The organism is Vreelandella mediterranea, assembly GCF_970647075.1.
Genome location: NZ_OZ310198.1, coordinates 1,794,449 through 1,819,442, shown reverse-complemented (window position 1 = coordinate 1,819,442; position 24,994 = coordinate 1,794,449). Strand labels below are relative to the sequence as shown.

The following is a 24,994-nucleotide window of genomic DNA, read 5'->3' as shown; positions in this document are numbered from 1 at the left end:
ATGGCCTCCTCTTTTTAAACGTTGTCCTGCTCTTTGATGAACTCATGCTTGACGCGAACTGCGCTATTACGCGGGATGATCGGCCGCCCGCGGCGGGCCAATAGCGAGCGGGTAAACGCAGCGCCAAACAGTAAAATAAGCGAGCTGTAATAGACCCATAAAAGTACCATGACAACCGAACCCGCCGCGCCGTAGGTCGACGCCGTCGCCGTGTAGGCCAAATAAACGGCAATCAGGTTGCGCCCGATAGTAAAGAGTACCGCCGTCACCAGCCCGCCAATCAGTACATCCCGCCAGCGTAGCACGACATCCGGCAACACCTTAAAGATGGTCGCGAACAACAGCGTGACCATGGCAAGCGAAAGCAAGGATTCAAGCGTGGTGGTAAAAAAGCTCATGAACGGCATGAGATAATTGGCCGCTTGCAGCATCCCGCGAATCACGACCCCCAGCACCAGAGACACCAATAAAATGAAGCCGATCGACAGCACCACGGTCAGCGATAAAAGGCGGGTCTTGATAAAGATGAAAGCACTGTTGGAGGTAGGTTTGGCGGTAACGTCCCAGATGGTGTTCAGCGAGAACTGCATCTGCGCAAACACGGTGGTCGCACCGACCAACAGCGCGCCAAAGCCCAAAAGCGTGGGTAGAAGCCCCGACTCTTCGATACGCGACTGGGCGACTGCTTGTTCGATGGCGGATGCGGCATCGACCCCAAGCGTGCCCTGCAACTGGGCGACGATTTGGCCCTGGGCGGCATCTTCGCCCAGCACGATACCGATGACCGTGACGGCGATAATGATCGTTGGTGCCAATGAGAAAAGCGTATAGAACGCAAGCGAGCCCGCGTAGCTAAAAGCGTTGCGCTCGAGCCAGAGTGCAATGGCGTCCTGCACTACTTTCCACCAGAACAGTAGCGTACGTTTTAGCATATTGATTCCCTTGCGAAATACCTTATGTCATGCGCTTTATAGCGCGCACTTGTGTGATGCTTTTTAATAATAACAGCATACCTAACTATTGCCTGGCGCGCTTTCTTCGTAATACGTGCCTTTTCACAAGCACTTTATAGTGAAGCCGTTTTCAAATGATCACGCTTGAAGGAAATCTCTTGGGAGTTTCATCATCTGCCGCCAAAGCCGCTCGACACCGGGTTTATGAACCAGCGAGCAACGGTAAAGGCGAATTTCCAGCGGGATATCGAGGCTTTCGTCGCCGGCGCGCACCAGGCGTTTGCTCTTGAGCTCCTCGCGAATGCAGAAGTCCGGAATCCAGGCAACGCCGACCCCTTGGAGCACCATCCCCTTTAGCCCTTCGGCCATGGCGGTTTCGTAAACCGTGCGCAGGTTCATGCGCAGCGGGTCGTTTTTGAGCACCATATGCACGCTGCGACCCAAAAACGCACCCTGGCTATAAGCCAAATATGGAACCGGCTCTTGCTGGTCAAGGGTAAAGAGCGGCTGGCCGTCGCTATCGGCAAGCGACACCGGCAGCATTTTGACATTGCCGATGGAAAATGACGGAAACACCTTGGTATCGAGCTGCATGGTGGCGAAAGGGTCGTAATAACCGAGCATCAGGTCGCAGTTGCCCTCGCGCAGTACGTGGATCGCCTCGCCCACGTTCATCGCCATTAACCGGGTAGGCAGCTCGCCTACCCCTTTTTGCAGCCGCGAAATCCAGGGCGGATAAAAGCTGAGCGCAAGCGAGTGCGCCGCGACGATGTCCAAAGCCTCGTTGGCGATGGAAAGCCCGTGTAAGTGGCTAATGGACTCATTGAGTTGTTCTACCAGGTTACGCGCGGTCACCAGAAAAAGCTGCCCTTCAGCGGTCAATCCAATGGGCGTGGTCGAGCGGTCCACCAGCGTCGTATCCAGCGCCTGCTCGAGGGCGCGAATGCGACGGCTAAAAGCGGGCTGGGTGACGTGGCGCTGTCGCGCCGAGGCCGAAAAGCTTCGCGTATTGGCCAGGGCGACGAAATCCTCGAGCCATTTGGTTTCCAGATTCATCCGAAACTCCTTGTGTCGGCGTCTACGCTAAAGCTACTGAATGGGCGCGGTTAGGTATGCAGCCCGGGAAACGACTTTTTTCCAAAGCGGCCGGTTATTGATTTCGTCGATGGTAACCCGCCGGCATTTGGAAAAATCCTCCTCGAGCATATCGGTGACGCTTGCGGCGAAGCTTGACGACGGTACGTAGGCGGTAATCTCGAAATTAAGCCGAAAAGAACGGTTATCCAGATTGATCGTGCCAACCGTTGCTGCTTCGCTATCGATTAGCATGACTTTTTGATGTAAGAATCCGGGAAGATAACGGTATATTTTAACACCCGCTCGCAACATGTCCGGTAAAAAGGAGAAAGCCGAGAGAAATACCAGCAGATGGTCTGGCCGCTCGGGGATCATGACGCGTACATCGACGCCCCGCATGGCCGCTAAACGCAGCGCATCCTGTACACCCTGGTCCGGTACGAAATAAGGGCTTGTCACCCAAAGCCGGTCATTGGCGCTATGAATGAGCTGTTGGATCAAAAGACTGGCCGTATCGTGCTTGTCCGCCGGGCCCGAGGGCACAATGACGACCTGATGGTCCATCTGTGCGTGGTTTTCGGCGTGCCAGTTCAGTGTGATGACTTCGCCGGTCGCCCAGTGCCAGTCCTCCCAAAACGCCTCCTGCAGCCCCAGTACGCCGGGGCCTTGAAGCATCAGGTGAGTGTCCCGCCAGGGGCCATGACGCGGATGTTCCCCTAAATACTCCACGCCGACGTTGAAGCCCCCTACCCAGCCTTTTTTGCCATCGACGACCATGATCTTGCGGTGATTGCGGAAATTGAGCTGAAAACGATGCTTGAACCCGCGCGACGACCCAAAGGGGCTCACTTCTACGCCTTCGCTGGCCAGCTCCTTGAAGTAGCCGTCGCGCAGCTTGCGGCTGCCAAGCTCGTCGTAGAGGAAGTAGATACGCACGCCCCGGCCCACGGCGTCTAACAGATGCTCTTTGAGTTTTTGGCCGAGCCGATCATCGCGAACGATAAAAAATTGCAGCAGTAAGTAGTCGTTAGCGTCGTCGATTCCCTGGAACAGGCTCTCGAAGGTGGCGTCACCATCGATCAATAGCTCGGCGTGATTGCCCTTGGTCAGCGGCATCATGGCCAGCTGCTCCACCGCTTGAATATCCGGCGTGGCGGGAAGCGAGATATGCGGCTTCATGTTGTTACGGTAGCGACGCAGCACGCGCCTTAGAACGTTGTCCTTGGCGCCACGGGCCGTCACGTAGCCATAAAATCGTGGGCGGCCAAAAAACCAGTAGGCCGGCAGCGCCACGTAAGGAAACGTTAGAAGCGACATTATCCAGGCGACGGCACCTTGCGAGGTTCGACTCGACATGAGCGCCATGACGGCGGAGACCATGCCCAACAGGTGGATGAGCATAATGCCCGTACCGATAAGCCATGAAGTCATCAAACGCTCCCTGCCATACACTCAGTTCCTTGAACGATTCCCTATATGCAAAAGCCCCGCGAGACGGGGCTTTCGTTTTTAACTGACGGGTAATTTGCTTGCGCCAGTTTACGCGGTTTCGGCAATAATTGCTTTCCATTTAGCCGGGCCGGTCTGATGAACCGAGGTGCCTTGCGTGTCGACCGCCACCGTGACCGGCATATCTTCTACCTCGAACTCGTAGATGGCTTCCATCCCCAGATCTTCGAAGCCCACCACGCGGGATTTCTTGATCGCCTGGGCGACCAGGTAAGCCGAGCCGCCCACCGCCATTAGATAAACCGCCTGGTTGTCCCGAATCGCCTCGATCGCCGCTTGGCCACGCTCGGCCTTGCCCACCATGCCTAAAAGCCCGGTCTCTTCGAGCATCGTGCGGGTGAACTTGTCCATGCGTGTCGCGGTGGTCGGGCCAGCCGGGCCCACGACTTCGTCGCCGATCGGATCCACCGGGCCGACGTAATAGATAAAGCGCCCTTTCATGTCCACCGGCAGCGGCTCGCCTTTGGCGATCATATCGGTCATGCGCTTATGCGCCGCGTCCCGGCCGGTTAGAAGCTTGCCGTTGAGCAGCAGCGTATCGCCGGGCTGCCAGGTTTTGACCTCCTCGGCGGTAACGGTGTCGAGGTTGACCCGCTTGACGTTGTCGCCTACTTCGCGGGTGATCTCGGGCCAGTCCTCGAGCTTTGGTGCCTTCAAGGCCACCGGGCCCGAGCCGTCGAGGGTGAAATGAGCATGGCGCGTGGCCGCGCAGTTGGGAATGATCGCTACCGGTTTGTTGGCTGCGTGGGTCGGGTAATCCTTGACCTTGATATCGAGCACCGTGGTCAAACCGCCCAAGCCTTGGGCGCCGATGCCGGTTTTATTGACCTTGTCGAAAAGCTCCAGGCGCAGCTCCTCGGCGCGGTTGCTTGCACCGCGCGCCTGCAAGTCCTGAATATCGATGGGATCGAGCAGCGCTTCCTTGGCGATCTCCATGGCTTTTTCCGCCGTACCGCCAATCCCGATGCCCAGCATCCCCGGCGGGCACCAGCCGGCGCCCATTTTGGGCAGCTGCTCTAGCACCCAATCGACGACGCTATCCGAAGGATTCAGCATGGCGAACTTGGATTTCGCTTCGCTACCGCCGCCCTTCGCCGCTACGTGGATATCGACCTTATCGCCGGGAACGATCTTGTGATGAATGATCGCGGGCGTGTTGTCCTTGGTGTTCTGGCGCTTGCCGTCCGGGTCGGCCAGCACCGAGGCGCGCAGCACGTTATCGGGCAGAAGATAGGCCCGGCGAACGCCTTCATTGACCATATCATCCAGGCTCATGTCCGCATGCCAGGTCACGTTCATGCCGACGTGAACGAACACGGTCACGATCCCGGTATCCTGACAAATCGGCCGATGCCCGGTCGCACACATGCGTGAATTGATCAGAATCTGGGCGATGGCGTCTTTCGCCGCCGGGTTCTCTTCACGCTCGTAGGCGGCCGCCATAGCGTCGATAAAATCTTTCGGATGATAATAGGAGATGTACTGGAGGGCATCGGCAACGCTTTGAATAACGTCGTCCTGTTTGATCACGGTCATGAACAACGGGCTCCTGATAGGTCGATTCAAGCGGCTATTTCTAAAGGATTTTGGCATCCCGTTAGCCGTCTAGGCGAAGCGCAGTATACCCGATCGAATAATTCGCGGCAGCTCTCCTTGCTGACAACTCTATTCCGAAGCTGATTCTTTTGGTGTAACGAGTAAGATAACGGTATAAATTTGAACTCATAAAACCGGTTGGCAGTGTGGGCACCAGTAAAGCCTACGCGATCCAACCATCTGCCGCTCGATGACCTCACCACAGCGGTGGCAAGAGAGCCCGGCGCGCTCGAACACACTAAAACGCCACTGCCGCCGCGTTTCGCCGGCGCTTTTGGCCTGTTCGATCCAGGCATCGCGATTGGTGACCCCGGCCTGGCGGTAGGCTTGCCAGGTGGTATCGATGATGATCTGCGCCAGCGTCTTGCGCGCGTCAGCGCTTAAATCCGCCGGTCGGGTTTTGGGGTTGAGCCCGGCAAAGAACAGGATCTCCGAGCGCAGGTAGTTACCAAGCCCCGCCACCAGGGACTGGTCGAGCAGCAGCGCCCCCAGGCTTCTGCGATAAAACCGGGCAGCGGCCAGGCGCTCGACCACCCCGGCGGCGGATACGTTCTGACTTAGCAGATCCGGGCCCAGGCGTGCCAAAAACGGATGTTCGTCGAGGCGGTCTTGCTCGAGCAGCGCGATACTCGATGCGCTATAAAGGCTCGCCGCCCTTCCCTCGGCGATCAGGCGTACGCGCAGCGAGCGCCTGGTTTGAGGTGGTTGGTGGGCGGCGTGAAGCTTCCAAACGCCGTATAGCTGATTATGCGAATAAAGCACCCGCCCATTGGCAAAGCGAATCAGCATGGCCTTGCCCCGGGTCTCGACGGCGTCGACGCGCACATCTACCAGCGAGTTGGCCTGGGCCTGGAGCTCGTCAAAGGCGAACCAGGCCTCTTCCACTACCCGGCCGCCTATCTGCTTTTCGATACGGTCCGCCGCGCGGCGGATTTCCGGACCTTCCGGCACGACTACCCTAGCACCAGCTGTTTCTCTTTCATTTGATTGAGCTGGTCGCGCAGACGCGCCGCCTCTTCAAACTCCAGATTTTGGGCCGCTTCGAACATCGCGTCCTCGAGCTTGCTGACCGCATCGGTAAGCTCCTGCTGGCCCATGCTCGCAATGTCGTACTCGGCGGGCTGGCTTTTCTTGCGGTCCGAACCGCGACGGCCATTGGTCTTTTTAGCCCCCGGCGCCTGGCCGGCTTCCATGATGTCCGCCACCGAGCGGGTCACGGTGGTCGGCGTAATGCCGTGCTCCTCGTTGTGCTCCATCTGCTTGGCACGACGGCGCTCGGTTTCATCCATGGCACGACGCATGGAGTCGGTAATACGATCGCCGTAAAGAATCGCCTTGCCGTGGGCATTACGCGCGGCGCGGCCGATGGTTTGGATGAGCGAGCGCTCGGCGCGCAAAAAGCCCTCTTTATCCGCATCGAGAATGGCCACCAGCGAGACTTCGGGAATATCCAGGCCCTCGCGCAGCAGGTTGATGCCGACCAGTACATCGAACTTGCCCAGGCGCAGGTCGCGAATGATCTCGACCCGCTCGACGGTGTCGATATCCGAGTGCAAATAACGTACGCGAATGCTGTGATCGTCCAGATACTCGGTCAGGTCCTCTGCCATACGCTTGGTTAGTGTGGTGACCAGTACGCGCTCGCCCACCGCGGTGCGCTTGTTGATCTCGGAGAGCAGGTCGTCCACCTGGGTACTGGCCGGACGCACCTCGATTTCCGGATCGAGAAGCCCCGTCGGCCGCACCACCTGCTCGACCACTTGGCCGGCGTGCTCGGCTTCATATTTACCCGGTGTGGCCGAGACGAAAATCGTCTGCGGGGAGATCGATTCCCACTCTTCGAACTTCATCGGGCGGTTATCCAGCGCCGAAGGCAGCCGGAAGCCGTACTCCACCAGGGTCTCCTTGCGCGAGCGGTCGCCTTTGTACATGCCGCCCACCTGGGGGACGCTCACGTGGGACTCGTCGATGAACAGCAGCGCATCGTCCGGCAGGTAGTCGAAGAACGTGGGCGGCGCATTGCCCGGATCACGCCCGGAAAGATAGCGGGAGTAGTTCTCGATGCCGTTGCAGTACCCAAGCTCCAGCATCATCTCGATATCGTAGAGCGTACGCTGCTCCAGGCGCTGGGCTTCCACCAGCCGCTCGTGCTTTCTAAGCCACTCCAGGCGCTCCTTGAGCTCGGCCTTGATCGACTCGATCGCTTCCAGAATCGTCTCTCGCGGCGTCACGTAGTGGGACTTGGGGTAGATCGTCATACGCGGTACTTGGCCGCGCACATCGCCGGTGAGCGGGTCGAACAGGCGAATGGAGTCGATCTCGTCGTCGAAGAGCTCGACGCGTACCGCCTCCTCGTCGGAATCCGCCGGGAAGATGTCGATGACATCGCCGCGTACCCGGTAGGTGCCGCGGCGAAAATCCATGTCGTTGCGGGTATATTGAAGCTCGGCCAGGCGGCGCAGAAACGCCCGCTGGTCGATCAACTCGCCCCGGGTAAAGTGCAGGCGCATCTTCAAGTACTGATCCGGGTCGCCCAGACCGTAGATGGCCGACACGGATACCACGATCAGTGCGTCGCGGCGCTCAAGCAGCGCCTTGGTGGCGGAAAGACGCATTTGCTCGATGTGGTCATTGATCGAGGCGTCTTTCTCGATGAACGTATCCGAGGAAGGAACGTAGGCTTCGGGCTGGTAATAATCGTAGTAGGAGACGAAGTACTCGACGGCGTTATCCGGGAAGAACGCCTTGAACTCCCCGTAAAGCTGGGCGGCCAGCGTCTTGTTGGGGGCCATGACAATGGTCGGGCGCTGCAACTGCTGCACGATATTGGCCATGGTGAACGTCTTGCCGGACCCGGTCACACCCAGTAGCGTCTGATGGGCAAGCCCCGACTCGAGCCCGCTGATTAAGCCTTTGATGGCGGTCGGCTGATCACCCGCGGGTTCGAACTTCGACGTTAGCCGGAACTCTCTGCTCATCGTTACTCCAATCTGGAAAAATCGTTATTCGCCCGCGTGCTGGCCGGGGGAAGTCAACTGCGTATTGATGGTCACGGTGGCCTGGGTCATCAGCCGCTGCACCGGGCAGCGCTCGCTGATATCCAAAAGTTTTGCGCGCATTGCCTCGTCGAGAGGACCGTGAAGCTCGAGATGAACGTCGAGAGAGTACTGCCCCTGGCGCTCCTGGCTTTCGTCCCGCGCTACCGTCACCGTGATCCCTTCCAGCGGCCACTCCTTGCGCTTGGCGTACATCTGCACGGTGATGGCCTTACAGCTACCCAGCGCCATATCGAAGTAGTCGTGCGGGTCCGGGTCCTGCCCATCGCCTCCCATCGGCGCGGGCGCGTCGGCGTAGAGCGCTTCGATGTCCTCGACCTCGATTCGCTGCCTGAAGGTTTTATTGCGCTCGCTGATAAGGGTGATGGGCTGATGCATTAGGAGACCTCGATGTTGAGCTTTAGATCCTTGACCGCCTTTATAAGCGTTTGATGGCTTGCACGCCCTTCGACCTCCGCGCCATGACGCCCGACTTCGGCGCTCTCCACGCCGTCGAGCATCATCAGTGCGGTCGTAATCTTGTTCACTTCATCGGCGTTTCGTACACCCTTGAAGTTCAGGGATTGGTAAGCCATGACTCATCCTTCTTTTGAAACCGGCGCCGGGCGCCCGCTAACCTATGCAAAACTGATACAACCCGAGAAGTCTAGCACGCCGCCGCTGCCTTGCAATTGCGACTTCGAGCCCTCACCTGCAGACCAACAGTGTTACGCTAGAGCGAACGCACAACCCTGCTAGTGGAGCTTTTATGGCAACCGAACAGTCCCCCTCCTTCAACGGCGACGTACGTCTGGATCACCTAGGCGCGCTGGATATCAAAGGTGAGAACGCCGAGAAGTTTCTACAGGGGCAAACCAGCGCCCAGGTGAGCCTGGCGAACGGCCATTTCGCACCACTCACCTGCTTTTGTACGCCCAAGGGGCGCATCATCGCCAATGGTCAGCTCTTAAGAGTCGCCGAGCATTACTTTAGACTGCTGGTCAGCGGAAGCCTCGTCGAAAAACTTGCCGAGCATCTCAAAAAGTTTGCGGTGTTCTACCAGACCGAACTTAGCGTCAACACCGGGCTTACACTGGTAGGCGCTGGGCCGGACAAAGCCCGGGAGTGGGCAAAAAAAGCAGGCCTTGCCTTGCCCGAGAGCGCCTACCTGCACACCGGCGATGAAAAAGCCTCGATACTGCGTCTGCCGGGCGAGGAGCGCTACGTGCTGGGCCTGCAAGAAGATGAAAGCGAAGCGCCAGCGGATGAAACCCTTCAAAACGACTGGCAGTTGGCGGATATTCGAAGCGGTCTTGCCTGGCTGACCGAAGCCCAGGAAGACCACTTCCTGCCCCAGATGATCAACTGGGAAGCACTTGGCGGTATCAGCTTCAAAAAAGGCTGCTATACCGGCCAGGAAGTGGTGGCCCGCGCGCACTTTCGCGGTCAGGTGAAAAAGCGCCTTGTACGCGCACGCCTTGAAAGCGACGTACTGCCCGGCGTGACCGATTCACTTATCGATGAAAATGGCAAAAGCCTGGGCGAAGTGGTTAATAGCGCCTTTAGCGGCCAGCATCAAGTGGAGTTACTCGCGGTGGTGGCCACCAAGGCGATCGAAACGCCGCTTGCGCTAAGCTGGAGTGATAAGCCGGTCACACTCGAAGAGCCGCCCTACCCGGTCGAACGCCTGGACCCGGAGCAGCTATCGGCAAGCCTTATGGGTTGAATCGATCAAAGCGCCGCCGGCTTTTAAGCCAGCGGCACTTGGGAGATACGCGCTTAGTGCTCGCGGGTGGGCTGGAAGCGAATATCCGGCCAACGCTCCTGGGTCATCTGCAGATTGACCCGAGTCGGGGCGATGTAGGTCAAATAACCGCCGCCGTCGATGGCCAAATTGGCGCTGGCCTTACGCTTGAACTCCTCGAGCATCTTGGCATCTTCGCAATACACCCAGCGCGCGGTTTGCACGTTCACGCCTTCGTAAATACAGTCGACCTTGTACTCTTCCTTCAGCCGGTGGGCGACCACGTCGAACTGCAGGGTACCCACCGCACCCAGGATCAGGTCATTGTTGTCCATGGGCATGAAGACCTGGGTCGCGCCCTCTTCGGAGAGCTGCTGCAACCCTTTTTGCAGCGCCTTCATTCTAAGCGGATCTTTCAGACGTACGCGCTTGAAAAGCTCCGGGGCAAAGTGCGGAATACCGGTGAAGCGCATGTCTTCACCCACCGTGAAAGTATCACCGATTTGCACCGTACCGTGGTTGTGTAGGCCGATGATATCGCCAGGCCAGGCTTCTTCCACCTGGGAGCGGTCCGAGGCCATGAAGGTCAAGGCGTCGGCGATTTTGACGTCCTTGCCAATACGCACGTGGCGCATCTTCATGTTCTTTTCGTATTTGCCCGAGCACACCCGCAAAAACGCGATGCGGTCGCGGTGGTTCGGGTCCATGTTCGCCTGGATCTTGAACACGAAGCCGGAAAAGCGCTCGTCCGAGGCGACGACTTCCCGGGCATCGGTTTCACGTGGCTGGGGCGGCGGTGCGTACTCGACGAAGCCGTCGAGCATTTCGCGCACGCCGAAGTTCCCCATGGCGGTACCGAAATAGACCGGCGAGAGCTCACCGCGCCGGTAGGCGTCGAGATCGAATTCGTGAGAGGCGCCACGGACCAGCTCGATCTCCATACGCAGCTCTTCGGCCTGCTCTTCGCCCAACAGCGCCTCCACGTCCGGGTTATCCAGACCTTCGATGCGTTTGTCTTCAGAAATGCGGTTACCCTGGCCCTGGGTGTAGAGGTGAATCACGTCGTTATAGAGGTGATACACCCCCTTGAAGTGACGCCCCATGCCAATCGGCCAGGTCATCGGCGCGCACTGAATGTTGAGTACGGTCTCGACTTCATCCATCACTTCGATCGGGTCGCGAATGTCCCGGTCCATCTTGTTGATGAAGGTCAAAATCGGCGTGGTACGCAGCCGACATACTTCCATCAGCTTGATGGTGCGGTCCTCGACACCCTTGGCGCCGTCGATCACCATCAAGGCGGAATCGACCGCCGTCAGCGTACGGTAGGTATCTTCGGAGAAATCCTCGTGGCCTGGGGTGTCGAGCAGGTTGACGATGCGCCCGTTGTAAGGGAACTGCATCACCGAGGTCGTGACCGAGATACCGCGCTCCTGCTCCATCTTCATCCAGTCGGAGGTCGCATGGCGGTCGTTACGCTTGCTTTTGACCGAGCCCGCCATCTGAATGGCGTTACCGAACAGCAGCATTTTCTCGGTGATCGTGGTCTTGCCCGCATCAGGGTGCGAAATGATCGCGAAGGTGCGCCGTAGTTCCGCTTCCTGGGCTAACTGAGTCTCTTTCATCTTGCCTCTATAAAATTGATACTCAGCGATATGTAAAGCGCCGAACGGCTCTGGCTGAGTGAGTCACAATGGCCGGGATTGTAACGTTCTGGCGGGACCGGTGCCACGCCCTTTAAAAAAGCAGCGCCGCCAGGCTGGGTTAAGCACAAAAATGTTGAGCACAAAAAAAGAGCCGCCAGCGGCGACTCTTTGCAGTGAATGGCTCGAATGCATCAGGCGAAGGTGTTGACCTGCGTACCGAGTGTGCCTTCTCGGGCCAAATCCGGCTGGGCCTGAAGGTCGGCACCGGCCAATACCTCCGTGACCTGCTGGGACTGTATATCCAGCGCCTGACGGAAAAGCTCCATCTGGGCCTGCTCGGCGGTTTGCGCCTGATTCATATAAAGCGCTTGGCTAACGGCATGGCTCGCTGCGACATCCATAATCTCACCTCACGTTGAGTTCCTGATTCCTTGAGCGTACTGCTGGGTTGAAATCACGATTTGTAAAACCTGTGTCAAAGCGTAGCAAAAGCTCACTGATCTCACCAGTAAAGGATGAGTTTTATAATCCATCTAAAAGCGGTCGGCCCTGAACGGGGCCATATCGATCGCCGTGGGCTTGCCTTCCATCAGGTCGGCCAGTAGCGAGCCCGTCGCCGGGCCCAGGGTAAAGCCTTGGTGGCCATGGCCGAAAGCGAACCAAAGTCCTTCATGACGCGGTGCCGGGCCGATAATCGGCTTCATGTCCGGCAGGCACGGCCGGGCGCCCTTCCAGGCCGCCTCTTCGCTGCGCTCGCCTAGCGGAAAAACCTTTAGGGCCACTTTTTCTGCGGCGCCAAGCTGGTGCTCGTCGGCCGGTGACTCCAGCCGGTCGAGCTCGGCGCCGGTGGTCAGGCGCACGCCCGCATTCATTGGCGCCAGCAAATACCCCACCTCGGCGTCCATCAGCCAGTAGTTGAGCTTCGCACCGGGCTTCGTGGCGTAGTGCATGTGATAGCCGCGCTTGACGAAGGTGGGAATATTATAGCCAAGCGTTGATGCCCACTTGCCCGCCCAAGGCCCTAGCGCCATGACCACATCGTCCGGTGTCAGCGTTTGCTGACCCGCCACCACCTTGAAGCCTTCCCCGTCTTTATCGACACTCTCGATATCCGCCTGCAGGATACGCCCGCCCAGTTCGACGAAGGAATCCGCATAGGCCGCTACCAGCGCCCCCGGGTCGGCAACGGTCCAGGGGTCCAGCCAGTGAACGGCACCGATGATATCTCGACCGATGTCCGGCTCTTTTTGCTCGAGAGCGGCGCGGTCCAGGACGTCGAACCGTACATCGAACCGCTCGCGAGCCTCTTTTGCTTCCTCGATACGCTTGGCGAGCTTCGCTTTGGTTCGGTAAATCTCGAGCCAGCCTTCGCGGCGCACCAGGTGACTTGCGTTGGCCGCTTCGATCATCGGCCCGTGAGCGTCGAGGCAGAGCTTAATGATCGAGGCATACTCGGGAACGATCTTTTTATAAAGCTTGGCCGATGAATGATGCCAGTAGCTTAAAAGCGGCGAGAACGCATTGAGCATGCCACCGGGGCGGTAGCGGATATCGACCCGCTTGTTGGGCAGCACGCTCAAAATGGTTTTCATATCCCGGGGGAAGGCATAAGGCCTAACGGCTTCGCGCTGAATGATACCGGCATTACCGTAGGAGGTTTCGCGCCCGGGCTCCCGCCGGTCGATGAGCGTTACCTGGCGGCCCCGCTTTTGAAGGTGCCAGGCGATACTCACACCGACCATGCCTGCTCCGAGCACCGCAATACGCCGCTGGCCCATTTAAACGCTCCTCTTTATAGGTATAAAGTACTGAAAGTATCAGGAAAAAATACCACTGCTCAGGAAGCTTTAATATAGTGATAACCACTGTATTGGAGACAATAAACAGCATGAATTACGGTAGAAACCAAATAAGCAGATTTTTTTATCGTTAAAATATGAGCGACAGTAAAATCGCCTGCCACGTTTGGATAAGTCGATTCGAAGGGGAGATTTCAAGCGCAGCAGAACGTAGAACGTAGAACGTAGAACGCAGAAAAGACTACAAGCCGTTTAGTATGCTTGAAGCAAGAATTCGATAGGGTAAGGAAACGAACTAAAAGAAGAAAGGATAGAGAAACAAGAAGGGAAAGGTTAATGGGGTGGATGATGGGGATCGAACCCACGACCACCGGAGCCACAATCCGGGGCTCTACCACTGAGCTACATCCACCACAACCTGAAAGCTTATTACTACTGCTTTACTGCTACTACTGTGTTGCTACTACTTTATTAGTACTACTTTATTAATAATTTGCTACTACCACGCGTTGCGTATCAATGGGGTGGATGATGGGGATCGAACCCACGACCACCGGAGCCACAATCCGGGGCTCTACCACTGAGCTACATCCACCATTGATTACCGAACAAACGCGACGCCTGCGCTTAACAGCTGCGGCCATACTTCGATGGCGCGCCCAGCAGGACTTGAACCCGCAACCTACGGCTTAGAAGGCCGTTGCTCTATCCGGTTGAGCTATGGGCGCACATAAAGCATTCCTGATACCGAACACCGATGAGCACTTGACCACAACCAACGCCTGGAAAAGCAAGTTGCCATCTTCCGCGCGAGGTACGTGGTCGGGATGGAGGGATTCGAACCCCCGACATCCTGCTCCCAAAGCAGGCGCGCTACCAGACTGCGCTACATCCCGATGACTACCTTTGACGCTACTGCTTAGCCCGTCTCAAGCGAGGCATATACTACTATTTTTAATTTTAAAGTCAACACTTAAAGGCTTTAAGGCCTTGGCCGCTTTGCCTGCCAGGCCCAACATGCGAAAATTGGCGATTCGCTGGTATGCCAACCTCATATCGGCCTTTTGACCCGCTCATCACCTCCATAGGGACCTCATTACATGACCGCCCAACTCATCGATGGCAAAACCATCGCCGCTAATGTCCGCCATCGTGTTGCCGAGAAAACCGCCGCCCGTTTACAGGCCGGTGCTCGCGCCCCCGGATTAGCCGTGGTTGTGGTTGGCGATGACCCGGCCTCTCATGTGTACGTTAACAACAAACACCGCGCCTGCGACCAGGCGGGCATTTTGTCTTTTCAGCACGCACTACCCACCGACACGCCTCAAGACGAGCTCGAGGCGCTGGTCGACCAGCTAAACGACGACCCGAGAGTCGACGGCATTCTGGTGCAATTGCCGCTTCCTGAACACATGGACGCTCGCCCCATTCTCGAACGTATCCGCCCGGACAAGGATGTCGACGGTTTTCACCCTTACAACCTGGGCCGGCTAGCGCAACGTAGCCCTGCTCTTCGCCCTTGTACGCCGAAGGGCGTCATGACGCTATTGAGCGAAAGTGGTATCGACGTACGCGGGCTCGACGCCACGATCGTTGGCGCCTCCAATATTGTGGGCCGCCCCATGTCGATGGAGCTGATGCTGGCCGGCTGTACGACGACCGTGTGCCACCGCTTCACCCAAAATCTCGAGGCCCACGTAAGCCGCGCCGATTTGCTCATCGTGGCCGTAGGCAAGCCCGGGCTCGTCAAGGGCGAATGGATCAAGCCTGGGGCGGTGGTGATCGATGTGGGCATCAACCGCCAGGAAGACGGTAAGCTCATTGGCGACGTGGACTTTGAAACCGCTGCCGAGCGCGCCAGCTTTATTACCCCGGTACCCGGCGGCGTGGGACCGATGACCGTGGCCACTCTGCTCGAGAACACGCTCGAAGCCGCCGAGGCTCACGACGCTTAACATAACCAAAACCGTCTACATTCAATCGAAAGGGGGTACGCCGGGTGCAACGCATTGGAATTATCGGCGCAATGGCGCAAGAAGTTAAAACGCTGGCAGGTCAGCTCGAAAACGCCGAGCGTGTCGATCACGCTGGCTTCGTATTCTATAGCGGCACGCGTTATGGGCTCGAAGTGATCGTGCTTCAGTCCGGCATTGGCAAAGTCAACGCTGCGGTGGGCACGGCGGTGCTACTCGAGCGCTATCAGCCGGATGCGATCATCAATACGGGTTCGGCGGGCGGTTTTGCCGAGGGTCTGGATATCGGCGATATCATCATCTCGAGCGAGGTACGCCACCACGATGTCGACGCGGTGGTCTTTGGCTATGAAATCGGCCAAGTACCGGGGATGCCGGCGGCGTATATCGCCGATACCCACCTGGGCGATATCGCCAAACAGGCCATCAAGACACTGGGCGAGGTGAATGTGCGCGAAGGGTTGATCGCCACCGGCGACGCCTTCATGGCCGACCCCGCGCGAGTGGCAGCCACCCGCGCGCAGTTTCCCACCATGCTGGCCGTTGAAATGGAAGCGGCGGCGATCGCCCAGACCTGCCACCTCTACAGCTGCCCTTTCGTGGTGATTCGCGCGCTGTCCGATATTCCCGGGGCCGGCGACAACCACCTCTCCTTCGAGCAATTTCTGGAAGTCGCGGCCGCCCACTCTTCGCGTATGGTCGACCAGATGCTGCAAACGCTGGGGCAGCGAAAGCCGTAACTCCATGGTTTTATCGAATGGCTTTATCAAGCGGCGCGGCCGGGCGGCCTCGCCGTTTTATCCCAACAAAAAAGCGCCTGCCGGTTGGCAGGCGCTTTTTTCATAGCCGCTCTTGCAGCGCATGCAGGAAAGCATCCGCGACTTCGCGTTCGTAGCAGTAGTAGGTCCACTGCCCCACCCGCTGCGAAGAGACCAGCCCCGCGCGGGCGAGTGTGGAAAGATAGAGCGAAATGGTCGGCTGCGAAAGGCCGGCCTTTTCGCGAATATGACTGACACACACACCGCCCTGGGGCGCGGTCTCTTTCTGAGCCGGAAAATGGCGCTCCGGCTCTTTCAGCCAGGTCAGTATGTCGAGGCGCACCGGGTTCGCCAGCGCGCTTAAAACGGTATTAATATCCATGATCACGGCCAGTGGCGAAAGCCTGATCAGTATACGCGTTTAACGCCATACTGCCGAGGCGCTCTTTGGTCTCGACTTAACGGACCAGGGACTCGAGGGCGGCGCTATCGAAGTCCGAAAGCTCGTCCAGCCGGCCCTGCTCTACCTTGTTGGCCCACTGCGGGTCGGAGAGCAGCGCGCGGCCAATGGCGATCAGATCGAAGTGCCCCTTGGCACGCCACTCGGCAAGCTCGGCCACGTTCACCCGGCTCTTGGAGGTCGGGTCCTCGGTACGTGTGAAGTGGCCAGTCCGGAAGGTACGGTCGAGCCCTACGCTACCCACGGCGATCACCGGCTTGCCGGTTAGCTCGCGGGTCCAGGTAGCCAGGGTCTTCTCGCTACCCGTAAAGCCCGGCTCCCACACCCGGCGGGTGCTGGCATGGAATATATCCACGCCGTCATCGGCCAGCGGCTTCAAGAGCTCGCCAAGCGCTTCGGGGGTTTCGGCGATGATGGCCGTGTAATCGGAAAGCTTCCACTGCGAGAAGCGGAAGATGATCGGGAAGTCCGGCCCTATCGCTTCACGCACCGCACGTACGATCATGCGCGGAAAACGTAGCCGGTTTTCAAGGCTGCCGCCGTAGGCGTCGGTGCGCTGGTTGCTCTCCGGCCACAGAAACTGGTCGATCAGGTAGCCGTGGGCGCCGTGAAGCTCGATACCATCAAAGCCGATGCGCTGGGCATCCATCGCCGCCCGGGCAAAAGAGGCGGCGACGTCATGCATGTCGTCCTCGGTCATCGCTTCGACGACTTCCAGGTCGTTTTCGACGATCGACATGGGGCCGAAACCCGGCACGCTGGTTTGGGGCTCGACCCCCGGACGGCGCTCGCGACCTACGTGCCAAAGCTGGGGTACGATTTTACCGCCAGCGGCGTGAACGTCTTCGACCACGCGCTGCCAACCGGCCAGCGCTTGGTCGCCATGAAACGCCGGCACCGCCGGGTAACCGTTGGCGCCAGGATGGTCGATATAGGTGCCCTCGGTGATGATCAGGCCAACACCACCGGCAGCGCGGCTTTTATAGTAGGCCGCGACCTCTTCCGTGGGTACGCCACCCGGCGATTGGTTACGCGTCATCGGCGCCATGACGATACGATTCGCCAGGCTGAGCGAGCCAAGATCGAAGGGTTCGAAAAGCGGCGCGGCGAGGGTTTCTGGATTAACGGACATGCTTATTCACCTATATATAGAAATATCTCAATATATAAACATTAATATGCGTACAAGACAACCGCTTGGACGAACCAGAATCTGGCGCCTTCTAACAACGAGCGCTTCAAGCAGGTCTATGAGGCGCCTTACAACGAAAAACGGAGCCAAAAGGCTCCGTTCCAATCAAGCGAGGGTACTCGTCACCCCTTGAGGGACCACTCAAGCGTCTCCTCGGCCATTAGCGGTACGATCGAGCGGTTGTCACCGTATGCGTAGCTTGCCGGTAGCACCTGCGGGCGGCGCTCGAGGGTGACGGTATCGGTATTGGGCGCCAGCCCGTAAAAGCGCGGGCCGTTCAGGCTGGCAAAGGCCTCGAGCTTGCCAAGCGCCCCCGCCTCTTCGAAGGCGATGGCGTATAGCTCGAGGGCGGCCGGCGCCGTGTAGGCCCCCGCACAACCACAGCTCGACTCCTTGTCACCCTTCTCGTGGGGGGCGCTATCCGTGCCCAGAAAGAACTTTGGGCTGCCGCTGGTGGCGGCTTGCAACAGCGCCTGGCGGTGTTGCTCGCGCTTGAGAATCGGCAGGCAGTAGTAGTGTGGGCGAATGCCGCCGGCGAGCATCTTGTTGCGATTGAACAGCAGATGATGCGCGGTGATCGTGGCCGCCAGGTTATCCGGGCCATTAGCGACGAATTCGGCGGCCTGCTGGGTAGTGATGTGCTCGCACACCACCTTGAGCGAAGGGTGGCGTTTTAGTAGCGGCTTCAACACGCGCTCGATGAACGCGGCTTCCCGGTCGAAGATATCGATGTCGCTGTCGGTCACTTCACCGTGAATCAGAAGCGGCAACCCGAGCCTTGCCATCGCGCCAATAGCCGCATCGCAGTGGGTGATATCAGTAACGCCGGAGGCCGAGTTGGTGGTCGCCCCGGCCGGGTACAGTTTCACCGCCTTGACCACACCGCTTTGGTGCGCCTTTTCGATCTCCCCGGCAGTGGTGGTGTCGGTGAGATAAAGCGTCATCAACGGCTCGAACTGACTGCCAGGCGCCAGCGCCGCCAGGATGCGTTCGCGGTAGACGAGCGCCTGATCAGTGGTGGTGACCGGGGGCTTCAAATTGGGCATGATGATGGCACGCCCCATTTGCGCGGCGGTGTGATTGACGACCGCGCTCAGCACTTCGTCATCGCGCAAGTGAAGATGCCAGTCGTCGGGGCGGGTCAGCGTAATAGAGTCCACGGTCAATCCTGTATCAGCAGTGGGTTTGAAGGCGCTTTCGGTCAGTATACCTGAACGCCGGACGGGTTAAATCCAGCCGGTAAATCGCGCGCAACGTCCACAGCGCTTTACAAGTGTCGTATCATGGCGGCTTTATAACCCGCTCAAGGATTTTGGCCGACTATGCAAAACGTCAGACGCTACGCCGACATTCTCACCAGCATTGAAGGGCTGATGTGGCTAGCGCTTGCCTGGTCCATCTCGGCATCCGTGCACCGGGGCAGCACCGAGCCCACGCTTGCCATGCTGTTCGTGGTGGGGGCGCTTTTGCTGTTTAGCTGGGCGCACAAGCCCATGCGCGTTTTACTGCGCCGCTACCACGTGCGCAAACGCCGCACGGACATGTGGATTCACACCCTGGCGCTGCCGCTGCTGCTGGCCATGCTGCTGCATATTTTGCTGGAAGCACTGGTCGGCCGTGCCTGGCTTCCACCCAAGATACTGGTATTCAACTTGCTGGCTACCGCCGGGTGGCTGACCTACGTGATGACGCTGTTCATCAAGTTCATCATTCACGGTTTCAAAACGTCCCGTGCCCAGTCGCGCTAACGCCCTAACCAAGTAGCTCCCTATGCAAACCGCCCTGCCGCTTCCGCTCTCCACCCCCAACCGCAACCTGGTCCGATTGACGATCGTGCGCGGCATTACCTGGACGGGCTTTTTGCTGGCGATCATCGTGGGCGTGGAATTTCTCGCCTTCGAGCTCGAAGTCGCGGCGGTCATCAGCGTGGTCATCGCCATGGGGGTGTTGAATATCATTACCTGGTGGCGACTGGGCAGGCCCCGCGCGGTGAGCCATCACGAGTACCTTTTGCACCTTCTGGCCGACATTGCCGGCTTGACGCTACTTTTCTATTTTACCGGCGGCTCGACCAACCCGTTCATCACCTACTACCTGGTGCCGGTGACCATCGCCGCCGCTACGCTGCCCTGGCGCCACGCCTGGATCATCGCAGGCTGCGCGATGGCGGGCTACAGCTTCTTGATGGTCGTCTACCACCCTATCGCCCAGTTGAGCCATATCGACAGCGACAGCCTTTTGAACCTGCACGTGCTGGGCATGTGGCTCAACTTCGGCCTTTCGGCGGGGCTGGTGACGTTTTTCATCTACAAAATGGCCCACGCGCTCAGAAGCCGTGACAAGGCGCTTTCACGCACCCGTGAAGCGGCGCTTCGCAACGAACAGGTGCTGGCCGTCGCGACCCAGGCGGCGGGTACCGCCCACGAACTGGGTACGCCCCTTTCCACCATGGCGGTGCTGCTCAAGGAGATGGAGGCGGAAACCACTGCCGACTCGCCGCTTCAAGCCGATATAAAACTTTTGCGCCAGCAGGTCGACGTATGTAAATCCCGCCTTCAGAATTTGGTCACCAACGCCGACCGGCGGCGCATGGCAGAGCCCGAGGTGTTCGACGCCGAAGAGTGGCTTTCGAGCGTCCTCCAGCGTTGGCTGGTCATCCGCCCGGATGTCACCCATCAGTTAGAGGTGCAAAGCCGGCGAAGCCGCCCCTGGCTTTTGGTCGATGCCACCCTGGACCAGGCGCTGACCAACCTTTTGAACAATGCCGCCGACGCCCACCCGGAGCAGGTGAACGTACGTCTGGACTGGAACGAAGAAAACGTGGTGATCGATATTCGCGACCACGGCCCGGGGATCGCCATGTCGATTGCCGACCAGCTCGGCGACACCTTCATTTCGACCAAGAGCAAAGGCATGGGCATTGGGCTATTTTTAACCCATGCCACCATCAACCGATTCGGCGGCGGCGTCAGCCTCTATAATCACCCTGAAGGCGGAACGCTCACCGAGGTCACGTTGCCCAGAAGCGATGCCCCCGAGAAATAGCGCCGCCCACCGATAAACAGCGAGAAGACCATGCCGACTCAAGACCAGCGCCTTTTGATCGTGGACGACGACGACGTGTTTTGCCATGTATTGAGCCGCGCGCTAACCCGCCGGGGCTATGAAGTGCAGGTAGCCCACGACGCCGAACAGGCGCTTCAGATCGCAGCCGCGTTCGCCCCGACCATGGCCACCCTCGATTTGAAACTCGAACAAAGCTCCGGACTCAAGCTGTTGCCGGAGTTGCTCGCCATCGTGCCCGCCTGCCGGGTCGTGGTGCTGACCGGCTACTCGAGCATCGCCACCGCCGTCGAGGCGATCAAGCTCGGCGCGCTACACTACCTGTGTAAACCCGTGGACGCCGACGACGTGATCGCCGCCTTCGAGCACGAAGGCGGCGATCCGGACATCGAACTGGCCGACAACCCGCCGTCGATCAACCGGATCACTTGGGAGCACATTCAAAAAGTGTTGCAAGAGCACGACGGCAATATTTCCGCCACGGCCCGGGCACTGGGTATGCACCGGCGCACGCTTCAGCGCAAGCTGCAAAAACGCCCGGTCAAGCGATAGGATCGAGCCCCCCAAGAGCCGCCGTTCGCATCAGTGCGCCGTCCAGCCAAGGTCGATATTGAAACTCGAGCCGGTGATGGCGCCCGCGGCGTCGGAAGCAAGGTAGTTCACCAGCTGGGCGACCTCGCCGGGCTCGACCAGGCGCTTCACGGCGGCATCCTTGAGCATGATCTTTTCGATCACCTCTTGCTCGTCCATCTTGTTGAGCTTCGCCTGATCGGCGATCTGGTTATCCACCAGCGGGGTTTTGACGTAGGCCGGACACACCGCGTTGGCGGTAATACCCTGCTCGCCGCCTTCCAGCGCGGCGGTTTTGGTCATGCCGATCAGCCCGTGCTTGGCGGTCACGTAGGCGACCTTACCAGGCGAGGCCACGTGGGCATGAATCGAGGCAATATTGATGATCCGCCCCCAGCCATTTTCACGCATGGAGGGCCACACGGCCTGGGTGAGCAAAAACGGCGCGGTGACCATCAAGTCCATGATGGCGCGCCACTTCTGCTCGGGAAACGATTCGATGTCGCTGACGTGCTGTATGCCGGCGTTGTTGACCAGAATATCGACCCGGCCAAAGCGTTTGATCGCCTCTTTCACCGCGTCCTTGCACGCCTGGGCGTCGGTCAAGTCGGCCTGGAAAAACGCCGCGCCCTGTTGGCTGGCCGTTTTCTCGCCCTCGGCGTTGAAGTCTACCGCCAGCACCTGATAGCCCAGTTGGCAAAAGTGTTCGACCACGCTTGCACCAATGCCGCTGCTGGTGCCCGTGACCAGTGCAACCCGGGGCGTTTTACCCATACCTGCCGACATACCCACCTCCTAAAAGAAGAAAAGTCCAAGCATTCATTAGACGAACATCAGTATAGAACGCTTGAGCGGACATAAGGGAAAGCGCGCCAGGATTGTTCAACGCAGCCCACCTGAGCGACAATGGCAAACCAACGTCACTACCCCCAAGGAGTCACCATGTTCGTGGTCATTTTCGGGCGCATGAGCTGCCCATTTTGTGTAAGGGCCAAGCAGCTTGCCGAGCAGCTGGAAAACGCCCATAAGATCGAAGGCTATCGCTACGTCGATATGCCTTCGGAAGGCGTCACCAAAGAGGACATCGCCAAGACCGCAGGCAAGCCGATCCACACCGTACCCCAGGTGTTTATCGACCAGGATCATATCGGCGGGTATAGCGAGTTTGACGCTTACGTGCGTGAAAATGGTCTTTTAGCCTGATCCCTAGCCCCTTTTATCCCCCCTTTTAATTGAACCCGCATGCCACCTTGCTGCCTATAGTGACCAGGGCCTACCTTTCCCAACAAGACCGCCCAAGGCGGCAAGGACATGCGCCATGCAACGTGAAGAATTCGAACAGCAGCTTTGGCTTGATTATATCCATACGCACCCGGACCTTGGCGGCTTGGGTATTTGGCCGGCCAACGTCAAAGCCGAATACCTGACGCTTTTGACCCTGAACCACGGGCCGTTTAGCGCGGCACGACTTGCCGACAAGCTTCACCGCATGGGGTACGTCTGTGCTACCCGGTATGCTTTGGCAGACAAAGGTCTCATCATTCATCTACTTGGCGCGCCACAAAGTAGCTGGCTAATTTTAGCCGAGCTCCAGCTGGGCGCGCTGTGTACGTCGCCAAGGCAAGCACTTTTAAAGCTTATAGAGCAAAGCCACCCCCAGGACTGTAAGGGGCACAATTTGCTTTGCCGTGGAAGACCCTGGCCGATGCCCTCCTGGGCGCTTTATCAGGAACTCGAACAGGAACACCCGGTGGCGGCGTGGCTTGCGGTGATGGGCCCGAGGCTTCACCACGCCGGGTTCAATTGCCAGGTTTTGGGCGAGCCGCTGGCCGCACTGGACAAGACCCTCGAAAATGCCGGGTGGGCGTGCTCCAGTGATCGGCAAAACGGCATTTTTCCCGTTTCGAACTCACTGGATCACCGCTTCTACCCGGCCATGCCGCAAAAGGTAGCGTTTAGCCAAGGGGATGAACACAGGCTCTGCTTTGGTGGACTGGCGCTTGCACAAAAAGGGGTGAACAGCGCATCAACCACCTTGGGCGAAGAGCTGCTTCCGCCGCACACTCGGTGCCAAATGGCGTGAACGAACACGCCATTTTAGAAGTCACCCCTTGAATCAAGCGAATTCCATTTCCGGCACGTGATCGGGAACGATCAGCTTACCGGCGGTTTTTTCCTGAATTTCTTCCACGCTTACCCCGGGGGCGCGCTCTTTCAAGATGAACGCGCCGTCCTTGATCTCCAGATACGCCAGGTCGGTCAGTACCCGGTTGATACACCCCGCGCCGGTCAACGGCAGCTCGCACTTCTCGAGTAGCTTGGACTCGCCGTGTTTAGACGCGTGGGTCATGGTGCAGATAATGTTTTCGGCGCCCGCGACCAGGTCCATCGCCCCTCCCATGCCCTTGATGAGCTTGCCGGGAATCATCCAGGAAGCGATATTACCGTGCTGGTCCACCTCGAAGGCGCCCAGTACGGTCAAGTCCACGTGGCCGCCACGGATCATCGCAAAGGATTCGGCAGAGGAGAAAATCGCCGCGCCGTCCCGAGCGGTAACGGTCTCCTTTCCGGCGTTGATCATGTCCGGGTCGAGCTCTTCTTCGCTTGGGTAGCGTCCCATACCCAATAGCCCGTTTTCGGACTGAAGCATCACGTCGATCCCCTCGGGGATGTAGTTGGCAACCAGCGTGGGGATACCGATCCCCAGGTTCACGTAGAAGCCGTCCTGAAGCTCACGGGCCACGCGCTGGGCCATCTGCTCTCGTGTTAACGCCATGGTAATTACCTCGAAGTCAGTGGAAATTGGCCGGGTGCTTAGCTACGAACCGTGCGCTTTTCGATACGTTTTTCAAACGAGCCCTGGATGATCCGGTCGACATAGATACCCGGCGTGTGGATTTGGCTGGGGTCCATCTCGCCGGGCTCGACGATCTCCTCCACCTCTACAACGGTAATTTTGCCGGCGGTAGCGGCCATCGGGTTGAAATTCTGCGCGGTATGACGGTACATGACATTGCCGTAGCGATCCGCCTTCCATCCTTTGACGATGGCGAAATCCCCTACGATCGCCTCTTCCATAATATAGTGGCGGCCATCGAACTCGCGCACTTCCTTGCCCTCACCAATCGGCGTGCCATAGCCGGTCGCGGTATAAAACGCCGGAATTCCCGCACCGCCGGCGCGCATTTTTTCGGCAAGCGTGCCCTGAGGGGTCAGTACGACCTCGATCTCTTCGTCGAGCATCTGCCGCTCGAAAAGCGCGTTTTCGCCCACGTAAGACGCAAAAATCTTGCTGATCTGGTGCTTTTCCAACAAAAGCCCGAGACCGAAACCGTCTACACCGCAGTTATTGGATACCACCGTCAAATTCTTGACCTCGCGGCGCTTGATCTCGGCGATCAGGTTTTCGGGAATGCCGCAAAGGCCGAACCCACCGGCCAGAACGGTCATGCCACTTTCGATGCCTTCCATTGCTTCCTCGTAGGAAGCGACCCGCTTATCGAATCCTGCCATGTGTAGCCTCGCTTGTTGTCGTTGATGCCCGGTGCGCCTTGGCGCGTGCACGCTAAAGGGTGAGTGGCTCGAGGGTCTTGTGCCCCAAAGTTGCTACAGGGTTGCT

General features: G+C 58.5%; 25 protein-coding genes and 4 tRNA genes. 8 read left to right on the top strand and 21 right to left on the bottom strand.

Annotated elements, in window-relative coordinates:
• Positions 1-14: 14 nt before the first annotated feature.
• The 8 genes from ACWFVE_RS08500 to ACWFVE_RS08465 form a co-directional block, all read right to left on the bottom strand.
• Positions 15-932, bottom strand: coding sequence for a YihY/virulence factor BrkB family protein (locus ACWFVE_RS08500; RefSeq protein WP_447528839.1), 918 nt, complete (start codon positions 930-932; stop codon positions 15-17).
• Positions 933-1,091: 159 nt separating this feature from the next.
• Positions 1,092-2,009, bottom strand: a complete 918-nt coding sequence (locus tag ACWFVE_RS08495; protein WP_447528838.1) for a LysR substrate-binding domain-containing protein — start codon at positions 2,007-2,009, stop codon at positions 1,092-1,094.
• 33 nt (positions 2,010-2,042) lie between these two features.
• Positions 2,043-3,461, bottom strand: a complete 1,419-nt coding sequence (gene cls / locus ACWFVE_RS08490) for a cardiolipin synthase (RefSeq protein ID WP_447528837.1) — start codon at positions 3,459-3,461, stop codon at positions 2,043-2,045.
• A gap of 108 nt (positions 3,462-3,569) precedes the next feature.
• Entirely contained in the window at positions 3,570-5,075 is a 1,506-nt protein-coding gene (locus ACWFVE_RS08485; RefSeq protein WP_447528836.1) for a fumarate hydratase, read from the bottom strand.
• 186 nt (positions 5,076-5,261) lie between these two features.
• Positions 5,262-6,086 carry an endonuclease VIII gene (nei, locus tag ACWFVE_RS08480; RefSeq protein WP_447528835.1) on the bottom strand — a complete coding sequence of 275 codons (825 nt, stop codon included), beginning with the start codon at positions 6,084-6,086 and terminating at the stop codon, positions 5,262-5,264.
• Between the two features lie 2 nt (positions 6,087-6,088).
• On the bottom strand, positions 6,089-8,113 hold the full coding sequence (uvrB, locus tag ACWFVE_RS08475; RefSeq protein ID WP_447528834.1) for an excinuclease ABC subunit UvrB: 2,025 nt from the start codon (positions 8,111-8,113) through the stop codon (positions 6,089-6,091).
• Positions 8,114-8,137: 24 nt separating this feature from the next.
• Positions 8,138-8,569: an OsmC family protein gene (locus ACWFVE_RS08470; protein WP_447528833.1), complete on the bottom strand. Its 432-nt coding sequence runs from the start codon at positions 8,567-8,569 to the stop codon at positions 8,138-8,140.
• Entirely contained in the window at positions 8,569-8,766 is a 198-nt protein-coding gene (locus ACWFVE_RS08465; protein ID WP_447528832.1) for a hypothetical protein, read from the bottom strand. Before ACWFVE_RS08465 ends, ACWFVE_RS08470 begins: the two co-directional genes overlap by 1 nt.
• Positions 8,767-8,939: 173 nt before the next feature.
• On the opposite strand from ACWFVE_RS08465, the gene ygfZ reads away from it, so the two are divergent.
• A complete protein-coding gene (ygfZ, locus tag ACWFVE_RS08460; RefSeq protein ID WP_447528831.1) occupies positions 8,940-9,896 on the top strand; it encodes a CAF17-like 4Fe-4S cluster assembly/insertion protein YgfZ in 957 nt (318 codons plus the stop codon).
• A 53-nt stretch (positions 9,897-9,949) separates the two neighbouring features.
• On the opposite strand, the gene ACWFVE_RS08455 is transcribed toward ygfZ, so the two are convergent.
• From ACWFVE_RS08455 to ACWFVE_RS08425, 7 genes are all read right to left on the bottom strand, one after another.
• Entirely contained in the window at positions 9,950-11,539 is a 1,590-nt protein-coding gene (locus ACWFVE_RS08455; protein ID WP_447528830.1) for a peptide chain release factor 3, read from the bottom strand.
• A 212-nt stretch (positions 11,540-11,751) separates the two neighbouring features.
• Positions 11,752-11,961 (bottom strand): putative motility protein, encoded by a 210-nt coding sequence (locus ACWFVE_RS08450; protein WP_447528829.1) that lies wholly within the window; start codon positions 11,959-11,961, stop codon positions 11,752-11,754.
• A gap of 132 nt (positions 11,962-12,093) precedes the next feature.
• The gene (locus ACWFVE_RS08445; RefSeq protein WP_447528828.1) at positions 12,094-13,338 is read right to left on the bottom strand and encodes an NAD(P)/FAD-dependent oxidoreductase; all 1,245 of its coding nucleotides are present in this window, start codon (positions 13,336-13,338) and stop codon (positions 12,094-12,096) included.
• Positions 13,339-13,696: 358 nt separating this feature from the next.
• A tRNA-His gene (locus ACWFVE_RS08440) sits at positions 13,697-13,771 on the bottom strand.
• Between the two features lie 108 nt (positions 13,772-13,879).
• A tRNA-His gene (locus ACWFVE_RS08435) sits at positions 13,880-13,954 on the bottom strand.
• 56 nt (positions 13,955-14,010) lie between these two features.
• A tRNA-Arg gene (locus ACWFVE_RS08430) sits at positions 14,011-14,087 on the bottom strand.
• 91 nt (positions 14,088-14,178) lie between these two features.
• Positions 14,179-14,255 (bottom strand) — tRNA-Pro (locus ACWFVE_RS08425).
• A 204-nt stretch (positions 14,256-14,459) separates the two neighbouring features.
• Here ACWFVE_RS08425 and folD point away from each other — a divergent pair.
• Positions 14,460-15,314, top strand: a complete 855-nt coding sequence (gene folD / locus ACWFVE_RS08420; RefSeq protein ID WP_447528827.1) for a bifunctional methylenetetrahydrofolate dehydrogenase/methenyltetrahydrofolate cyclohydrolase FolD — start codon at positions 14,460-14,462, stop codon at positions 15,312-15,314.
• Between the two features lie 44 nt (positions 15,315-15,358).
• The gene (gene mtnN / locus ACWFVE_RS08415) at positions 15,359-16,072 is read left to right on the top strand and encodes a 5'-methylthioadenosine/S-adenosylhomocysteine nucleosidase (protein ID WP_447528826.1); all 714 of its coding nucleotides are present in this window, start codon (positions 15,359-15,361) and stop codon (positions 16,070-16,072) included.
• 100 nt (positions 16,073-16,172) lie between these two features.
• On the opposite strand, the gene ACWFVE_RS08410 is transcribed toward mtnN, so the two are convergent.
• The 3 genes from ACWFVE_RS08410 to pyrC form a co-directional block, all read right to left on the bottom strand.
• Positions 16,173-16,472, bottom strand: a complete 300-nt coding sequence (locus ACWFVE_RS08410) for an ArsR/SmtB family transcription factor (RefSeq protein ID WP_447528825.1) — start codon at positions 16,470-16,472, stop codon at positions 16,173-16,175.
• A gap of 76 nt (positions 16,473-16,548) precedes the next feature.
• Positions 16,549-17,682 carry an NADH:flavin oxidoreductase gene (locus ACWFVE_RS08405; RefSeq protein ID WP_447528824.1) on the bottom strand — a complete coding sequence of 378 codons (1,134 nt, stop codon included), beginning with the start codon at positions 17,680-17,682 and terminating at the stop codon, positions 16,549-16,551.
• Positions 17,683-17,864: 182 nt separating this feature from the next.
• Positions 17,865-18,902, bottom strand: a complete 1,038-nt coding sequence (pyrC, locus tag ACWFVE_RS08400; protein ID WP_447528823.1) for a dihydroorotase — start codon at positions 18,900-18,902, stop codon at positions 17,865-17,867.
• Positions 18,903-19,064: 162 nt separating this feature from the next.
• Here pyrC and ACWFVE_RS08395 point away from each other — a divergent pair, with 162 nt between their 5' ends.
• The 3 genes from ACWFVE_RS08395 to ACWFVE_RS08385 are packed head-to-tail and all read left to right on the top strand — an operon-like array spanning position 19,065 to position 21,357.
• Positions 19,065-19,490 carry a hypothetical protein gene (locus ACWFVE_RS08395; RefSeq protein ID WP_447528822.1) on the top strand — a complete coding sequence of 142 codons (426 nt, stop codon included), beginning with the start codon at positions 19,065-19,067 and terminating at the stop codon, positions 19,488-19,490.
• 22 nt (positions 19,491-19,512) lie between these two features.
• The gene (locus ACWFVE_RS08390; RefSeq protein WP_447528821.1) at positions 19,513-20,787 is read left to right on the top strand and encodes an ATP-binding protein; all 1,275 of its coding nucleotides are present in this window, start codon (positions 19,513-19,515) and stop codon (positions 20,785-20,787) included.
• Between the two features lie 30 nt (positions 20,788-20,817).
• A complete protein-coding gene (locus ACWFVE_RS08385; protein WP_447528820.1) occupies positions 20,818-21,357 on the top strand; it encodes a response regulator transcription factor in 540 nt (179 codons plus the stop codon).
• A gap of 30 nt (positions 21,358-21,387) precedes the next feature.
• Here the strand turns inward: ACWFVE_RS08385 and ACWFVE_RS08380 are convergent, their stop codons facing one another.
• On the bottom strand, positions 21,388-22,161 hold the full coding sequence (locus tag ACWFVE_RS08380; RefSeq protein WP_447528819.1) for a 3-hydroxybutyrate dehydrogenase: 774 nt from the start codon (positions 22,159-22,161) through the stop codon (positions 21,388-21,390).
• A gap of 156 nt (positions 22,162-22,317) precedes the next feature.
• Between ACWFVE_RS08380 and ACWFVE_RS08375 the strand changes: the two genes are divergently transcribed.
• Both ACWFVE_RS08375 and ACWFVE_RS08370 read left to right on the top strand, forming a co-directional pair.
• Entirely contained in the window at positions 22,318-22,578 is a 261-nt protein-coding gene (locus tag ACWFVE_RS08375) for a GrxA family glutaredoxin (RefSeq protein WP_447530515.1), read from the top strand.
• 115 nt (positions 22,579-22,693) lie between these two features.
• Positions 22,694-23,458, top strand: a complete 765-nt coding sequence (locus ACWFVE_RS08370; RefSeq protein ID WP_447528818.1) for a DUF1338 domain-containing protein — start codon at positions 22,694-22,696, stop codon at positions 23,456-23,458.
• A gap of 33 nt (positions 23,459-23,491) precedes the next feature.
• On the opposite strand, the gene ACWFVE_RS08365 is transcribed toward ACWFVE_RS08370, so the two are convergent.
• A complete protein-coding gene (locus tag ACWFVE_RS08365) occupies positions 23,492-24,151 on the bottom strand; it encodes a CoA transferase subunit B (RefSeq protein WP_447528817.1) in 660 nt (219 codons plus the stop codon).
• 38 nt (positions 24,152-24,189) lie between these two features.
• A complete protein-coding gene (locus ACWFVE_RS08360) occupies positions 24,190-24,888 on the bottom strand; it encodes a CoA transferase subunit A (protein ID WP_447528816.1) in 699 nt (232 codons plus the stop codon).
• Positions 24,889-24,994: the final 106 nt, after the last annotated feature.

Bases quoted from the DNA above. Each gene is read 5' to 3' on its own strand.
- ACWFVE_RS08485 (WP_447528836.1), bottom strand. From the start codon at position 5,075: ATGACCGTGATCAAACAGGACGACGTTATTCAAAGCGTTGCCGATGCC.
- ACWFVE_RS08465 (WP_447528832.1), bottom strand. From the start codon at position 8,766: ATGGCTTACCAATCCCTGAACTTCAAGGGTGTACGAAACGCCGATGAA.
- ACWFVE_RS08395 (WP_447528822.1), top strand. From the start codon at position 19,065: ATGCAAAACGTCAGACGCTACGCCGACATTCTCACCAGCATTGAAGGG.
- ACWFVE_RS08410 (WP_447528825.1), bottom strand. From the start codon at position 16,472: ATGGATATTAATACCGTTTTAAGCGCGCTGGCGAACCCGGTGCGCCTC.
- ACWFVE_RS08455 (WP_447528830.1), bottom strand. From the start codon at position 11,539: ATGAAAGAGACTCAGTTAGCCCAGGAAGCGGAACTACGGCGCACCTTC.
- ACWFVE_RS08375 (WP_447530515.1), top strand. From the start codon at position 22,318: ATGTTCGTGGTCATTTTCGGGCGCATGAGCTGCCCATTTTGTGTAAGG.
- ACWFVE_RS08370 (WP_447528818.1), top strand. From the start codon at position 22,694: ATGCAACGTGAAGAATTCGAACAGCAGCTTTGGCTTGATTATATCCAT.
- ACWFVE_RS08385 (WP_447528820.1), top strand. From the start codon at position 20,818: ATGCCGACTCAAGACCAGCGCCTTTTGATCGTGGACGACGACGACGTG.
- ACWFVE_RS08390 (WP_447528821.1), top strand. From the start codon at position 19,513: ATGCAAACCGCCCTGCCGCTTCCGCTCTCCACCCCCAACCGCAACCTG.
- ACWFVE_RS08500 (WP_447528839.1), bottom strand. From the start codon at position 932: ATGCTAAAACGTACGCTACTGTTCTGGTGGAAAGTAGTGCAGGACGCC.
- ACWFVE_RS08450 (WP_447528829.1), bottom strand. From the start codon at position 11,961: ATGGATGTCGCAGCGAGCCATGCCGTTAGCCAAGCGCTTTATATGAAT.
- ACWFVE_RS08470 (WP_447528833.1), bottom strand. From the start codon at position 8,569: ATGCATCAGCCCATCACCCTTATCAGCGAGCGCAATAAAACCTTCAGG.
- cls (WP_447528837.1), bottom strand. From the start codon at position 3,461: ATGACTTCATGGCTTATCGGTACGGGCATTATGCTCATCCACCTGTTG.
- ACWFVE_RS08405 (WP_447528824.1), bottom strand. From the start codon at position 17,682: ATGTCCGTTAATCCAGAAACCCTCGCCGCGCCGCTTTTCGAACCCTTC.
- folD (WP_447528827.1), top strand. From the start codon at position 14,460: ATGACCGCCCAACTCATCGATGGCAAAACCATCGCCGCTAATGTCCGC.
- ygfZ (WP_447528831.1), top strand. From the start codon at position 8,940: ATGGCAACCGAACAGTCCCCCTCCTTCAACGGCGACGTACGTCTGGAT.
- ACWFVE_RS08380 (WP_447528819.1), bottom strand. From the start codon at position 22,161: ATGTCGGCAGGTATGGGTAAAACGCCCCGGGTTGCACTGGTCACGGGC.
- ACWFVE_RS08495 (WP_447528838.1), bottom strand. From the start codon at position 2,009: ATGAATCTGGAAACCAAATGGCTCGAGGATTTCGTCGCCCTGGCCAAT.
- ACWFVE_RS08445 (WP_447528828.1), bottom strand. From the start codon at position 13,338: ATGGGCCAGCGGCGTATTGCGGTGCTCGGAGCAGGCATGGTCGGTGTG.
- uvrB (WP_447528834.1), bottom strand. From the start codon at position 8,113: ATGAGCAGAGAGTTCCGGCTAACGTCGAAGTTCGAACCCGCGGGTGAT.
- ACWFVE_RS08365 (WP_447528817.1), bottom strand. From the start codon at position 24,151: ATGGCGTTAACACGAGAGCAGATGGCCCAGCGCGTGGCCCGTGAGCTT.
- ACWFVE_RS08360 (WP_447528816.1), bottom strand. From the start codon at position 24,888: ATGGCAGGATTCGATAAGCGGGTCGCTTCCTACGAGGAAGCAATGGAA.